The 14094-nt window shown below is 38.2% G+C and carries 12 protein-coding genes; 7 read left to right on the plus strand and 5 right to left on the minus strand.

Annotated features, from left to right (window positions below; genetic code table 11):
• Positions 1-98: 98 nt before the first annotated feature.
• Positions 99-1289 carry a transcriptional regulator gene (locus ABLB96_RS09455; protein WP_348898455.1) on the plus strand — a complete coding sequence of 397 codons (1191 nt, stop codon included), beginning with the start codon at positions 99-101 and terminating at the stop codon, positions 1287-1289.
• On the opposite strand, the gene ABLB96_RS09460 is transcribed toward ABLB96_RS09455, so the two are convergent.
• Together ABLB96_RS09460 and ABLB96_RS09465 are read right to left on the minus strand one after the other, a co-directional pair.
• The gene (locus ABLB96_RS09460; protein WP_348898454.1) at positions 1286-2254 is read right to left on the minus strand and encodes an alpha/beta hydrolase; all 969 of its coding nucleotides are present in this window, start codon (positions 2252-2254) and stop codon (positions 1286-1288) included. The two genes, ABLB96_RS09455 and ABLB96_RS09460, sit on opposite strands and share 4 nt — an antisense overlap.
• Before the next feature lie 195 nt (positions 2255-2449).
• A complete protein-coding gene (locus ABLB96_RS09465) occupies positions 2450-3622 on the minus strand; it encodes an iron-containing alcohol dehydrogenase (RefSeq protein ID WP_002119340.1) in 1173 nt (390 codons plus the stop codon).
• A 230-nt stretch (positions 3623-3852) separates the two neighbouring features.
• Between ABLB96_RS09465 and ABLB96_RS09470 the strand changes: the two genes are divergently transcribed.
• The 3 genes from ABLB96_RS09470 to ABLB96_RS09480 all read left to right on the plus strand — a co-directional run bounded on the left by ABLB96_RS09470 (position 3853) and on the right by ABLB96_RS09480 (position 6901).
• Complete coding sequence (locus ABLB96_RS09470; protein ID WP_348898453.1) at positions 3853-5565, plus strand: AAA family ATPase; 1713 nt, start codon at positions 3853-3855, stop codon at positions 5563-5565.
• 43 nt (positions 5566-5608) lie between these two features.
• Positions 5609-5968, plus strand: a complete 360-nt coding sequence (locus ABLB96_RS09475; protein ID WP_348898452.1) for a 5-carboxymethyl-2-hydroxymuconate Delta-isomerase — start codon at positions 5609-5611, stop codon at positions 5966-5968.
• Positions 5969-6049: 81 nt separating this feature from the next.
• The gene (locus tag ABLB96_RS09480; RefSeq protein WP_348898458.1) at positions 6050-6901 is read left to right on the plus strand and encodes an AraC family transcriptional regulator; all 852 of its coding nucleotides are present in this window, start codon (positions 6050-6052) and stop codon (positions 6899-6901) included.
• A gap of 28 nt (positions 6902-6929) precedes the next feature.
• On the opposite strand, the gene thiM is transcribed toward ABLB96_RS09480, so the two are convergent.
• The 3 genes from thiM to ABLB96_RS09495 all read right to left on the minus strand — a co-directional run bounded on the left by thiM (position 6930) and on the right by ABLB96_RS09495 (position 9355).
• Positions 6930-7757: a hydroxyethylthiazole kinase gene (gene thiM / locus ABLB96_RS09485; RefSeq protein ID WP_348898451.1), complete on the minus strand. Its 828-nt coding sequence runs from the start codon at positions 7755-7757 to the stop codon at positions 6930-6932.
• Positions 7758-7789: 32 nt separating this feature from the next.
• Positions 7790-8947, minus strand: coding sequence for a hypothetical protein (locus tag ABLB96_RS09490; protein WP_348898450.1), 1158 nt, complete (start codon positions 8945-8947; stop codon positions 7790-7792).
• Positions 8948-9097: 150 nt separating this feature from the next.
• Positions 9098-9355 (minus strand): hypothetical protein, encoded by a 258-nt coding sequence (locus tag ABLB96_RS09495; RefSeq protein ID WP_348898449.1) that lies wholly within the window; start codon positions 9353-9355, stop codon positions 9098-9100.
• A gap of 320 nt (positions 9356-9675) precedes the next feature.
• On the opposite strand from ABLB96_RS09495, the gene pepN reads away from it, so the two are divergent.
• The 3 genes from pepN to ABLB96_RS09510 all read left to right on the plus strand — a co-directional run bounded on the left by pepN (position 9676) and on the right by ABLB96_RS09510 (position 14094).
• Complete coding sequence (pepN, locus tag ABLB96_RS09500) at positions 9676-12282, plus strand: aminopeptidase N (protein ID WP_348898448.1); 2607 nt, start codon at positions 9676-9678, stop codon at positions 12280-12282.
• 495 nt (positions 12283-12777) lie between these two features.
• The gene (locus ABLB96_RS09505) at positions 12778-13314 is read left to right on the plus strand and encodes a spore coat U domain-containing protein (RefSeq protein ID WP_348898263.1); all 537 of its coding nucleotides are present in this window, start codon (positions 12778-12780) and stop codon (positions 13312-13314) included.
• A 75-nt stretch (positions 13315-13389) separates the two neighbouring features.
• A complete protein-coding gene (locus tag ABLB96_RS09510) occupies positions 13390-14094 on the plus strand; it encodes a fimbria/pilus periplasmic chaperone (RefSeq protein ID WP_348898264.1) in 705 nt (234 codons plus the stop codon).

Raw genomic sequence — 14094 nt, forward strand, 5'->3', positions numbered from 1 at the left:
CTGTCAGTAGGTACTTTCGTACTTTGTGTAATTAAGATATAAAGAAGAAGGTTGGAGAAAGGTTGGAATAGAAATGTGGATATATAAGGAATTTACAAATGTTCACAAAAAAGGATTTATTGCAGCAGCGGGCGTTGATTGATCAACTGCGGACGCAAAATAGTCTCTCTCCTCAAAATGCTGCCAAACTAGGCCAAAGTATTGCAAGTTCATGGGAGCGCTCAGCTTCGGCTGCGATTCCAAAAGAACGTTTTGCAGCTCCTATACTTGAAAAAAAATCTGCCTCACAGAATGCTTTAGATATGGCTTTAAGCCAGTGTGCTGATGACTTACGCCATATTGCAGAGCAGTCTTCCATGGTTATTGCTGTGGGTGATATCGGTAGTACGATTATCTGGACTGCATCTAGTGCTCAAATGCAAAGTGCCGCTGAACGTGTCCATTTTGTACAGGGTGGTCAATGGCGTGAAGAATTTGTTGGCACCAACGCCTTGGCTTTGTCTTTAAAAACTCAACAATCAAGCTGTGTTTTTTCAAATGAACATTATATGGAATCGATTCATGATTGGGTGTGCTATGCCGCACCCATTATTGACCCATACTCAAAACAAGCCTTAGGAGTGGTCGATTTATCAACTACTTGGAAGAACCATAATACTTTAGGAATATTGGCTGCTGAACGTTGTGCATCAATTATTCAGTCGGCTTTATTAGAGCAGCAGCGACAACATTTACATATTCGTGCTTTTTCAACGCCGCAAGTTAAATTTAATGGCAAGAGCTTATTATTAACGCCGCGCCAAATTGAGATTTTAACCATATTGGCATTATGTCCGAATGGCTTAACTCTAGAGCATCTTTATCAAGCGCTGTATGGCGAACGTAAAGTCAGCATGGGCACGCTTAAAGCTGAAATGTCTCAACTACGAGATATTTTGGGAGGTTTGCTGGGTTCTCGTCCATATCGTTTACTTGTACATGTCGAAGCAGATTTTTTACAAGCTGAACAGGCACTAGATGCAGGATATGCGGCTTCTGCTTTGCAGCTTTACACTGGCGTATTTCTTGCAAAAACTGAAAGTCCATTTTTATGCGCATGGCGTGACTGTCTTGAATCGCGTTTGAGCGATGCAATTTTTAAAACCCAAGAAACTGACTTGTTACTTAAGCATTTAGCCCATTTCCCCGAAGCAATTGATGCGGTAGAGCGCCTTATGGAGTTATTACCAAATGAACATCCTGCACATCAATTGCTAGTGAAATATCTTGACTCACCCAAGCTTATTTAAGTGATTTTTTGATCCAGCCATTGGAACAATTTTTGATAAACCTGTTCTCGCACTGGCTGGGCCGAAAGGACTAAATCATGTAAGCCATTATGAATGGAGACAACAGAGACATCGCCTTTGATTTTTTTACCAAATTTGGCAATGTCTTTAACATCTAAGATCACATCGCTTTGAGTCGCATCTGCTCCCCATTTGCGTGGGTTTTTAGTTTGGTGCGAATGCATAATGAGTGCGGGAATATTTAATTTAACGCCGTGGTGAATTTCTTTTTGTGCTGTATGAATCGCATGTAGAAAGCTGAGTTGAACTGTAGGGGCAGAGGTAGGTTTCCAGTCGAGGTTAAAGTCCCATTCACCCTTGAGTTGTTTGTGAAGACTCGTGGTGTACCATTTGTTAAGTTTGCTTGGAAATTTAACCTTAGGCAGATATTTTCCTACTCGACTGAGCATTGGAATGCCAAACTTCTTTTCGACTAAGCTTAAATTAAAGTCATAAAATGGACTGTTTGCCCAAAGTGCTTTAATAAGAGGATGGTTTGGGTGATGGGCAGCATAAAGCGTTGCCGTTAAACCACCAGTTGAGTGACCTGCAAGCAAGACTTGCGTATGCTTTTCTTCGCCAATAATCTCTAATGCTTGTGTAATTTCAGCATCATATTCATTTAAATCAAGTACATTATAGAAAATTTGATGCGGCAGTTTTGAGCGACCATATTTTCTTAAATCGAGTGCATAGAAGTCATAGCCATGCGCATTAAATTGCTCAGCCATTTCAGTTTGAAAGAAATAATCTAAAAAACCATGAATATAAAGTACAGCTTTTTGAGTCGATTGCGCGGCTTTTTTACGAACCAGTGTTGCTACCACTTTTCCTTCATAATCATTGGGAAAATTAAGCGTGAGTTGTTCGTAGCCAGTACCTAAAATATCTGGAACATAAGTCTGGTTAGCTAAAGATGTATTCATTTTTATCGAGCTATTGTAATTAAGACATGCTGAGTATCCTTCAATGAAATGGGCGAATTGTCAATCAGGTTGAGAAAAGGTTGGAATAGAGGTTCTAAAAAAAAGGAATACCGCTGGAGCTAAGTATTCCCTAAAAAAGTAAGCCAACGGTCGGAGGGATTTGACTTACTACAGGAACATGCCATCAAACATGTATTAAAGTGCCGCTTTGAAAATCTCCACAACTTGTGCATGGTTTGCTTTACGAGGGTTGGTGAGCATGCATGCATCTTTTTGAGCATTATCGGCCATCACCGCAAGGTCTTCGGTTTTTACTCCAAGCTCTGTTAAGCCCGATGGAATACCAATTGATGAAGACAGTTTACGAATGGCATCAATCGCAGCATACGCAGCTTCAGTTACAGTAAGTCCATGAGTATTTACACCCATTAATTCCGCAATTTTTGCATAACGATCTGGGCAAGCAATTAAGTTAAATTCACACACGTGTGGTAATAAGATTGCGTTACATACGCCGTGCGGTAGGTTGTAAAAACCACCCAATTGATGTGCCATTGCGTGCACATAACCTAAAGATGCATTGTTAAAAGCCATACCTGCTAAGTACTGTGCATAGCTCATTGCATCACGTGCTTCAATGTTTTCCCCATTTGCGACAGCAGGTTGGAGCCACTGGCTAATCATGGTAATTGCTTTTTCTGCACAGGCATCGGTAATTGGATTTGCCGCCGTAGAAACATATGCTTCAACAGCATGGGTTAAGGCATCCATACCTGTTGCAGCTGTTAAACCCGCCGGTTTTGCGATCATGAGTTTTGGATCATCAATGGCAATAAGTGGGGTACAACGCCAGTCGACAATCGCCATTTTTACGTGAGTGTCTGTATTGGTAATAATACAGAAACGGGTCATTTCAGATGCGGTACCAGCCGTTGTGTTGACTGCAATCAGTGGTGTCATTGGTACTTTACTTTTATCGATGCCTTCATAGTCACGAATATGACCACCGCCAGCAGTAACTAGACCAATACCTTTCGCGCAGTCATGAGAAGAGCCACCGCCTAATGACACAATAAAATCACAGCCATTGTCGTTATAGGCATTTACGCCATTATGAACATTGATATCGGTTGGGTTGGGTTCTGCACCTGGGAAAATATGGCTTGCAACGCCTGCTTCAGTTAAATAATTTGCAATAAGATCTGCAACACCAAATTTAAATAACCCTTCATCGGTCACAATTAATGCTTTTTTTGCGCCGAGGTTTTGCGCCTTTGTACCAATTTCTTTGGCACATCCTGGTCCAAAGAGAGATACACAAGGAATATAAAAACCGTTAGTTTGATCTGCAATATTTTTAAAAGCCATGGAGTGATTCCTTCTTCCATAAATCCATTGTTTGTTATTACAGGTGAGCCTCACCATGGGCCTAGTATTGTGATGTGAGGATGATTTTCCTACCTACCAAAAACCTACCAAATATTATTTGTTTATTAATTATTGATTTATATTGAATTTATAGAAAGTTTGGTACATTCATTTAATTTTTTCGGGAAAATCGTTAAGCTATGGGCTGTTGAAGATGTACATATGAGATTATGAAACAGGAAACTGCGCTTAAACTGCTTAAAGCAGGTGAAAATGTCTTTTTAACCGGTTCGGCTGGTGCAGGGAAAACCTATACACTTAATCAGTACATCCAATACCTAAAAGCACGTAAAGTGCCAGTGGCTATTACGGCATCTACAGGTATTGCTGCAACGCATATGAACGGCATGACCATTCATACATGGGCTGGCATTGGTATTAAAGATCAGTTAACTGACGATGACCTAAAACGTATGAAAGAGCGTAAATATCTCAAGGAACACCTTGAAAATGCGCAAGTTCTCGTCATCGATGAAATCTCGATGCTACATGCGAAGCAGCTTAATCTGGTTAATCAAGTTCTAAAATATTTTAAAGAAAGTGATGAAGCTTTTGGTGGCATTCAAGTCATTGTGGCGGGAGATTTTTTTCAGTTACCCCCTGTAGGACGTAATGGTGAAGCCAATCGCGACAAGTTCTGTTTTATGTCAGATGCATGGGTCGAAGCAAAATTTCGCGTATGTTATTTAACAGAGCAGCACCGTCAAGACGATGAAATTCTGAACCAGATTTTAAATGCTATTCGTGCTCAAAATATTCAAAACGACCATTTACACGCACTGCGTCAATCACGCTCGCATGATATTGGTGAGACTTTTACTCGGCTTTATACGCACAATATGGATGTCGACAATATCAATTATCAGCATTTAAATGAAATTGATAATGAAGGGCATCAATTTAATGCAGTTTTAGACGGTAATGAAAAATTATTAGAAACTTTAAAATCTTCGGTACGTGCGCCTGAAGAGTTAACGCTTAAAAAGCATGCCAAGGTTATGTTTGTCAAAAACAACTTTGATATGGGCTATATCAACGGAAGCCTAGGTGAAGTCATCGGTTTTGAAGAAGATGACGAAAATGGCTTGCTGCCAAAAGTAAAATTGACCGATGGGACGACATTGCTGGTAGCCCCAGAAACATGGTCAGTTGAAAATGAAGCAGGTAAGGTCATTGCTAGTTTTCAACAAATTCCACTTCGTTTGGCATGGGCGATTACCATTCATAAAAGCCAAGGGATGACTTTAGAAGCTGCTGAAATTAACCTCATGAATACCTTTGAAAAAGGTCAAGGATACGTTGCACTCTCGCGTTTAAAATCTTTAACGGGTTTGAAATTAATAGGTATTAATGAACAAGCTTTAGAGTTAGACAGTTTAGCTGTCAAAGCTGATCGCCGTTTTCAGGAGCTTTCTAAAGAAGCTGAAGATAACTTTGCAGATGTAGATTTAACAGCCCAGCACAAAGCCTTTATTCGTCACTGTGGCGGCACCTTAAATGAAACTGAGATTTCTCGTAATGAGAAAAAACTCGCAAAAGGTGGAAAGCAAAATTACGCTACGGCAACGCTAGACGAGACACGTGCCTTATTTGAAGAAGGTTACGAAATTGAAGATATTGCACATGAGCGTGGTTTGACACCAGCAACCATTATTAATCATTTGGCTCGACTTCATAAAGAACAAAAGCTAGATATTTCGGTTGCTCATCCTGGTGAGGAAGTCGTTGAAGAAGTCCGTAAAGTTTATAAGAAATTGAAAAAACGCCAAAATCCAGATCATTTTTCTGATGATGGTTCGATCAAACTAAGACCAATTGTTGAAGCAACCAGTCCTCGAATGGGATATGATCAGGTTCGATTAGCTTTATTATTTATTGAATAAAGTTGAATCGGCTTAATTACTTATTACATAAATTGAGGTGGCTATGCCGCACGTAGTAGTCGATTATTCAGAAAATTTAACTGGATTGAACGCAAAACAATTACTTGAAGAAATTAATACCACACTGATTGAGACAGAGTTATTTAGCCCAGAAGACATTAAAAGCCGTGCGCGTAAAGATGATGTTTTTTTGATTGGCTTAGGGGTAGAACAGGCTTATATTCATGTAAAAGCCTATATTTTGTCGGGAAGAACTGCTGAACAGAAACAACTTATAGGTGAGCAGTTATTAGTAGCGCTCAGCAATAAAAAATATCTACAACAAGGGTTTAATAAAGAAATTCAATTGTGCGTTGAGCTAGTGGATATGCCAAGAGAAGATTATTTTAAGCAAGTTGTATAATCATAAAAAGCGCAATTTCGATCAAGAATAGCGATTAGCACTATGTAAAAGTAGTGCTATCGAATGAACAGACATAAATGTATGGCTGTATATATACAAAAGCTGCAACTGGTTTGCGACTATATTCAAAGACATTTAGATGAAGACTTAGATGTTGATCGGTTGAGCCAGATTGCGGCCTTATCTAAGTTTCATTTTCATCGTATTTTTGCCATTCATATTGGTTTAAATGTGATGAGGTTTATTCAACTTTCTCGTTTAAAGCGTGCCTCTTTTCAATTGGCTTTTGAACCTGATCTCAAGATTATTGAGATTGCATTGCAAGCAGGGTTTGATAGTCCAGAGGCATTTACTCGTGCATTTAAGCGTTCATTTGATCAAACTCCTCGGGCTTTTAGAGATAAACCAGACTGGGAATCTTGGCACCAGAAGTTTGTTTTTACGATTCCAAAAAGTGAGCTAAAAATGAATGTAAATATTGTTGAGCGACCTGCTGAAAAGATTGCCTATCTAACGCATTTAGGAAGTGCCGATAAAGTTTTGGAAACGGCTGCGCGTTTTATTGCTTGGCGCAAAGAAACAGGTTTGTCGCCTGTAACCAAGTCGAGAACTTATGGAATTCCATTTGCTGACCCTGAACAAGTACCGTCTGACGAATTTCGGTTTGATATCGCGGGATCAATTGAAAAAGCTGTACCTGAAAATAGTTATGGCGTACAGACAGGTGAAATTCCTGCTGGTCGTTATGCAACCGTAAGACATTTAGGTAGCCATGACCAGCTTAAAGATAGCATTTATTATATCTTTAGAAACTGGCTACCTGAGCAACCAGAAGAAGCAGGGGCTTATCCAATTTTCTTTCACTATCACAACTTTGTACATGATGTGAAAGAGTGTGACTTAGTCACCGACATCTACTTACTTTTAAAGTGAGACTAGGGTGATACAGGCATAGCTTAGGTTATGCCTGTATGTTTAAAAGTTTGATATCTGCATATTGTTCAATCAGGTTGTCATCTAACATATGGATATAATCCATAAAGATACTACTAAAACTTCCCATGGTTTGCGCTTGATTTGCAGCAAGTTTACCTGCGATTGCAAAATGAACATGGGCAGACAGTGCTGCAATAGTTGGAGAGGTGACCGCACTATATGCTGCGATTAATGCTCCTAAAGCACAGCCTGTTGCGGTAATTTTTGGTTGTAATGAACTTCCGCCATTGACTTGAATTACAGCATCTAATTCATTAGACAAAATGTAATCTGACTCACCTGAAATAGCGATACAGTTCGCATGGGTTAATAGCGAAAAAGCCTGTTGATAGGCTTGATCACTACTTAAAGTACTGTCTACACCTTTAGATTGAACTTGATTACCTGCAAGGGTGCTAATTTCTGAAGCGTTACCACGAATCACACTTGGCTTAAACTGTAAAAGCTCGTCTGTCATTTGACTGCGCCAAGCTAAAATTGGTCCGTAACCTACTGGATCGAGTACCCAAGGAACTTCATTGAGTTGTGCGGTTTTGGCTGAAATTTGCATGGCCTGCATTTGCTCTGAGGTTGGCGTACCCAAATTAATGCTTAGAGCCGATGAAATTTTGGTAAAACTTTCTGCTTCATAAGGATTATCAATCATGGCAGGTGAAGCACCCGAAGCCAGTAACACATTGGCTGTATAGTTGGCTGCAACGCTATTGGTAATGCATTGTACAAGAGGCGTTTTTGCCTGCATGTTTTGCCAAGCTTCAATCACCTGTTCAGTCAGTTTGGATGTTGAAGTCATCTGATCATCCTTATAAGCCAGAAATAACAAATTTAACGGGTAAAATAGTGATCTTGATGCTTACATCTTTCACAAATTAATGAGACATAATCTGAGGCATCATAATCAACGCTTAAATCATTTGAACCACAATGCATACAACGTTTAACTGAGTAAAAGTTTAAACGCGGTTCGATTTTTCGCCATGCTTTCCAGATGGGTTGTACAAAAATTTGTTCGTCATAACCCAAAAAGCGATTAAACAAAATGTGGCTCATTTTGCTGTAGGGAATATTGTAAGGGCGTGGCAACATCGAAGTTTCCCACTTTTCAGCCACAGCTCTTTCCCGATATTGTTCTAAAGTTTTCTTTAATAGATTGGTATTAATGAACTTTTCATTACGCGGTTGTAGTGCTTTTTGTTTATAAAGATATTCGAGTGCAGTCTGAATTAAATAATAAATTTGACCAATGGCTAACGAGTCCATTAAACGGTAGCAAAAAGTTTGGAAATTAGAACTCCCCGCAATTTGAATGCCCCAAGTCCTACAGTAAAACTGCATAAACTGAATAATTTCTTGGTAGAGTACCTGAAAAAGTACGTCTTTTACTTCGTCGGCACTGCGAAATGGAATACCAAGACTTAGGTTTTCATAAAACCAGTAGCGTAGTTGTTGGGCAACACTAAATAAACTTGGGTCACTATATCCATCTAGGCGAATATTTAAATAAAAACATTGTGGTTCGTCAGATTGATCCTGTGCATTTAAAATCCCATCTTTATGAAGTTGTTTAATCAGATGGTTTTGGAACATCCAGTTGGGTGTAATCGGTTGATATTTAATACGGTCCCAATGAATATATTCATCGTGGGAAACATCGTCACGTGCATAGTCATCAAGCAGACTTAGTAAAAAAAGTTTATGTAAAAAACTAAGTTGTTCCAGACTTCGCTGCGGTTGATCTTTTGCTTTAAATTGACGTTGTTCTTGTAAGCGGGTCTGTTGTAAAAGTTTTTTTCGTTGTTTAGTACATTGATCACAATGACAGGTCATTTTTGTGTCTTTAAATACACGGTGCTGACAATGACTGCATTCATGAAACTGAATATCTTGTTCAAATTGTTCGGCATCTACCCAATACATTGACGCTTGGCAGAGTGGGCAATGGCTACTTTCATCTAGCTGTTTTTGTAGAATTTGTAAGGCCATTTCGCTCCGAACGTTTAATCAATCAAGGGAAACCTATTATACACAGCCGCATTGCCGATAGCTGAGATTGTCTTTTTGTTTGGTGCAAAAATAGAAAACCTAAAATCTTTATTTGGATTTTAGGTTTTCATAACGTATTAAAAGTTAAGATTAAACAGGGCACGGCAAGCTCTCATCATGTTGTCCAAGTTTTTTAGCATGTATAAGTGCCTGTACCTTTTTGCTTGGTAATTTCACTTTTCCTAATGCATCGTAGGTATTCACGATAGTCGTGACTTCTTGAGCAGTCATTGCAATACCTTCGGCAGATAAAAATACGGCAATGACATGATGGTCGAGTCCTGCTGCATCCAGATCATGAATCGCTTTAATATTTTCTAAACGATGTAAATAAGCTTTAAATTCCATGGTGGCTACCTCTTGTTCTGATTGGAATACCTATACTGGTATATGAGTTAACGCAAGAACCATGCCCAAAATGTAAGCTGCTCCTAAAAAATGTTAAAAACTGAACGTGTTTTATTTTTCTTGTATAGATTGATTATATAAACAGCGATTATCGTAATTTTGGTCTAATCTGTGCTAATAAAAGAGGATTCTAATTTGAAATGTATAAATGAAGTCCCATTAATTTTATAAAGGTAAGTAAACACAGTATGTATAAGCCGTTATGATCAAACTCATAACACGTTTTACTACGGTTTTAGACGAATATATAAGGAATAAAGATGAATATTGCGGCGCAGCCTCCTGTTCAGGCAGATCAAACAGTTTATTTAAAAGATTATCAAAAACCTGCGTTTTTGGTTGAATCAATTAATCTTGATATTCAAGTCTATGATGATAAAACAATTGTTGATTCAACATTGGTGATGAAACGCCAAACTGCTGGAGATCTGGTGCTGTTAGGCCGAGACCTTGAGTTGCAATCTGTTGAGTTAAACGGTCAAAAGCTTACTCCTGCACAATATTCACTCGATAGTGAACAACTGGTGATCACTGATGCACCAGATGAAGTCATTTTGCAGACTCAAGTCATTATTCACCCGGAAACTAACACTCAGCTTGAAGGTTTATATAAAGCAGATGAGTTGTTTGTTACACAAAATGAACCGGAAGGTTTCCGCAAAATTACGTTCTATCCAGACCGTCCTGACGTACTTTCTGTGTTTACTACACGTGTAGAAGCAGATAAAAAATATCCTGTATTACTTGCCAATGGTAACTTGTTAGAAACAGGTGAAGTGGGTGAAAACCGTCACTTTGCAATCTGGCAAGACCCGACTAAAAAGCCAAGCTATTTGTTTGCTTGTGTCATTGGTGATTTAGCTGTACTTAAAGATCGCTATACAACGTCTGAAGGACGTGATGTTGCCTTAGAAATCTATGCAATTGAAAAAGACATTCCAAAATGCCATATTGCGATGGAAGCACTAAAGCACTCTATGCGTTGGGATGAAGAACACTATGGCCGTGCTTATGATCTCGACAACTATATGATTGTTGCGGTGAGCCAGTTCAACATGGGTGCAATGGAAAATAAAGGTTTAAACATCTTTAATACCTCATGTGTACTTGCCGATGAAGAATACACAACTGATGCAGCGATTATGCGTGTGCAGTCTGTGATTGCCCATGAATATTTCCATAACTGGACAGGGAACCGTATTACTTGCCGTGACTGGTTCCAACTTTGTTTGAAAGAAGGCTTGACGGTATTCCGTGATCAGTCTTTCTCGGAAGATTTACAATCTGCTGCGGTTCAACGTATTGATGACGTTGCTGTACTTAAGTCACACCAGTTCCCTGAAGATGCAGGTCCATTATCGCATCCACCACGTCCAGACCACTTTGTAGAAATTAATAACTTCTATACAGCAACTGTTTATGAAAAAGGTGCGGAAATTAACCGCATGATGTCGACCTTACTCGGTAAGGAAAAATACCGTAAGGGAACAGATGAATACTTCCGCCGTCATGATGGACAAGCTGTGACGGTAGAAGACTGGGTTGCTGCATTATCCGCAGGTTCAGGTGTCGATTTATCTGCATTTTTAACTTGGTATAACCAACCTGGTACACCAAAGCTTGAAGCAAAAGGTGAGTACGATGCAGCAGCACAAACTTACCGTTTAAGCTTTAAACAAAGCCTAAAAGCACATCCTAAATATCCAAATTTAAAAGCTGTTCCAATTCCTGTGGCTTTAGCGCTATTTAATGCTAAAACAGGTGAGCAATATACATTGCACAGTAACAGCCTATTTGTAAACTATGTTAAAGATGGCGTGTACTTGTTTGACCAAGATGAAGCAACCATTGAATTTACAGGTGTGACTGAACAGCCAGTTGTATCACTACTTCGTAATTTCTCTGCACCTGTAAATCTTGTATTTGACTATACCGATACAGAATTAGCTTTCTTAATTCAGCACGAAACAAATGGTTTTAACCAATGGCAAGCAACGCAAACCTTGCTTGAACGTATCTTGTTAGAAGACCATTCTGCAGATGCGTATATTCAAGCTATTCAGAGCACTTTACCTGAATTGGTTGGCCGAGACCCGCTATTAGCATCACGTTTGTTTGATGTACCAAGTGAAGGTTATTTGGGTAGTCGTATCGATCAGGACTATGCACCTGATGATATTCATGTAAAACGTGAAGCTCTGCTTAATCGTTTGGCTCAAGATTTAGGTTCATTCTGGAAAGATACTTACCTTACACTTGACCCAGACCTGCAAAAAGAATTTTCTTTAGCGATGGGTGTACGTGCTTTAAAGAACATTATGCTTATGATGATGGCTCGTCAGGGCGACCAAACTGCATTTGAATTAGCACATGTGCAATATCAAAATACAGGAAATATGTCTGAGCGTTTAGGTGCACTGCGTGTATTGGTTTGGCAAAATGCACCTCAAGCTCAAGAAGTGCTTGCTGATTTCTATGACCGTTTTAAAGATGAAGCCTTGTCTTTAGATCAGTGGTTTATGATTCAAGCTGCAAACCCAAATGCGACCGCAGAAACCATCGAGTACTTAACTCAGCATCCTGATTATGATTTAACTACACCAAATCGTATTCGTGCCGTAAGTGGTGGTTTATCGAATAACCCTGTAAACACATGGGGATATGGTGTGGCTCACTTTATTAACCTTGCACAATATCTTGACGAGAAAAACCCGATTTTAGGTTCACGCCTATTACAGGTGTTGTCACGTTGGTATACGCTTGCGGAGCCTCAACGCACTCAAGTACAACAGGCATTGCAAGCATTACAGCCTAAAGTGAAATCTAAAAACGTTTCTGAAACTTTAAATAGTATGCTAAGCGTTTAATTATTTAAAAATACTTAATAAAGGTCTCTTGAGAGGCCTTTATTTTTATCTTTATTTTATATTTCTTTAAATTATAAAATTTATTAATTTATATTAAATGTAGTTTTTAAATATATTAAAAAATAAGCCTGTCTGTACTTAAGTTGAAATACTTCTTGGAAAACAAGTTTTTTGTGATTAATTACCGAAAAAATGGACATATTTAGTTAAATTTTTACGAATAAATTTTATTTTAATATTATTAAAGTATTTTAAATCAATTGCTTGTCATTGATTGGTGTTGATTTTTATATATGAAACGTAAGTTTGGGTAACTATATTTTGTTAATTAGAAATTAAAATAATAACAAGACCATGCATTTTAATTATTTTTATGTATGATGTTTAAAATAGGATAAAAAATAAGCTTTAAAAGAGCAGTCAAATAAAAATGATTGTAAGAATAAGAGTTAATTTTTTTATATCTATTTATTCGACAATTTAATTTAAAAGGTTTTGGCCATGAAAAAGACTTTTTTTTATTTATCAGCAATTGCTGTAGGATTATTTTCTCTTAACGCAGCAAATGCCGCTACAGCAACGGGGACATTAACTGTCAAGGCAGCAGTAACAAATAGTTGTGTCCTTAATACTTCGGCTACAGGGACTACCACAAATGCTGTTTTGGACTTTGGTACTTTAAGTTCTCTTGCTAATAATGAAGATGCTGACACTACAACGACAGGAGGGACATCAATCAAAGTCCTTTGTAACAATACCGTACCATGGACATTATCTTTTGATGGCGGAAAAAATGCTCAAACAACCCAACGTCGTATGGTAGGCGGGGCAACAAGTAATGAATATATTCCTTATAACCTGTTTTCAGATACAGGGCGTGCCACAGCAATTGGAATTGCAACCACAGCTTATAGTGGAACAGGTACTGGTGTAGTGCAGACAGTGAACGTGTATGGTCGTATTCCTGCTGGTTCAGCGTTGCCGAGTGCAGGTAGCTATGTGGATACAGTAACCATAACGGTAACTTATTAATTTGTATAAATTATAAAAACTGTTAGCCCTTTTGAAAGGGCTAATATATTAAAAAGATATATATTTGAGTAAAACATGAAAAAAAATATTTTTATTATTACGGGATTATTCTTATCTTTATCTACCATTATTAACGCCGCTACAATCCGTCTGTCACCAGTCACTGTAGAAATATTAAGCCATCAAAAAGCTTCTTCAATTAGTTTATATAATCAGTCAAATGACAGTGCTGATTTACAGGTACGTATATTTGAATGGAGCCAAAATAATGGACAAGATCAATTAACACCTACCGATGAAATCACCATTAGTCCACCTTTTTTAAAGCTAAAACCTAGTGAGTCTTATAATTTACGGGTAGTTCGAATTAATCCAGAGCCTATTTCTGGTGAAAAAACCTATCGTATTATTATTGATGAACTACCAAAGCCTGTTGATAGTCGTAAAGCTTCTCAAGGTGTAAATGTATTGCTTCGCTCGTCATTGCCTGTATTTGTAGTCAATAAAGATGCGATTACTCAACTGAATTGGAAAATTGATTCTCATCAAAAGGAAGCTTTTTTAAATATTAGAAATATTGGAAACCGCCACGCACTTTTAAATGACTTAATGCTTGTAGATAACACCGAAAATAAGAGTTATCCGATTAAAGTGAATACAGTGAATGGCTATATTCTTGCAAAACAGACAAAAAGTTATTCAATTAGTAATTTTACATATCAACCTAATCATAAATACAGCATTTCTCTGACAGTTAATGGTAAGAAAACCACACTTTAA

The sequence above is a fragment of the Acinetobacter sp. XH1741 genome (assembly GCF_041021895.1).
Lineage (GTDB): Bacteria > Pseudomonadota > Gammaproteobacteria > Pseudomonadales > Moraxellaceae > Acinetobacter.

Bases quoted from the DNA above. Each gene is read 5' to 3' on its own strand.
- ABLB96_RS09465 (WP_002119340.1), bottom strand. From the start codon at position 3,622: ATGGCTTTTAAAAATATTGCAGATCAAACTAACGGTTTTTATATTCCT.
- ABLB96_RS09480 (WP_348898458.1), top strand. From the start codon at position 6,050: ATGGCTGTATATATACAAAAGCTGCAACTGGTTTGCGACTATATTCAA.
- ABLB96_RS09495 (WP_348898449.1), bottom strand. From the start codon at position 9,355: ATGGAATTTAAAGCTTATTTACATCGTTTAGAAAATATTAAAGCGATT.
- ABLB96_RS09510 (WP_348898264.1), top strand. From the start codon at position 13,390: ATGAAAAAAAATATTTTTATTATTACGGGATTATTCTTATCTTTATCT.
- ABLB96_RS09470 (WP_348898453.1), top strand. From the start codon at position 3,853: ATGAAACAGGAAACTGCGCTTAAACTGCTTAAAGCAGGTGAAAATGTC.
- ABLB96_RS09460 (WP_348898454.1), bottom strand. From the start codon at position 2,254: ATGAATACATCTTTAGCTAACCAGACTTATGTTCCAGATATTTTAGGT.
- ABLB96_RS09455 (WP_348898455.1), top strand. From the start codon at position 99: ATGTTCACAAAAAAGGATTTATTGCAGCAGCGGGCGTTGATTGATCAA.
- thiM (WP_348898451.1), bottom strand. From the start codon at position 7,757: ATGACTTCAACATCCAAACTGACTGAACAGGTGATTGAAGCTTGGCAA.
- pepN (WP_348898448.1), top strand. From the start codon at position 9,676: ATGAATATTGCGGCGCAGCCTCCTGTTCAGGCAGATCAAACAGTTTAT.
- ABLB96_RS09490 (WP_348898450.1), bottom strand. From the start codon at position 8,947: ATGGCCTTACAAATTCTACAAAAACAGCTAGATGAAAGTAGCCATTGC.
- ABLB96_RS09475 (WP_348898452.1), top strand. From the start codon at position 5,609: ATGCCGCACGTAGTAGTCGATTATTCAGAAAATTTAACTGGATTGAAC.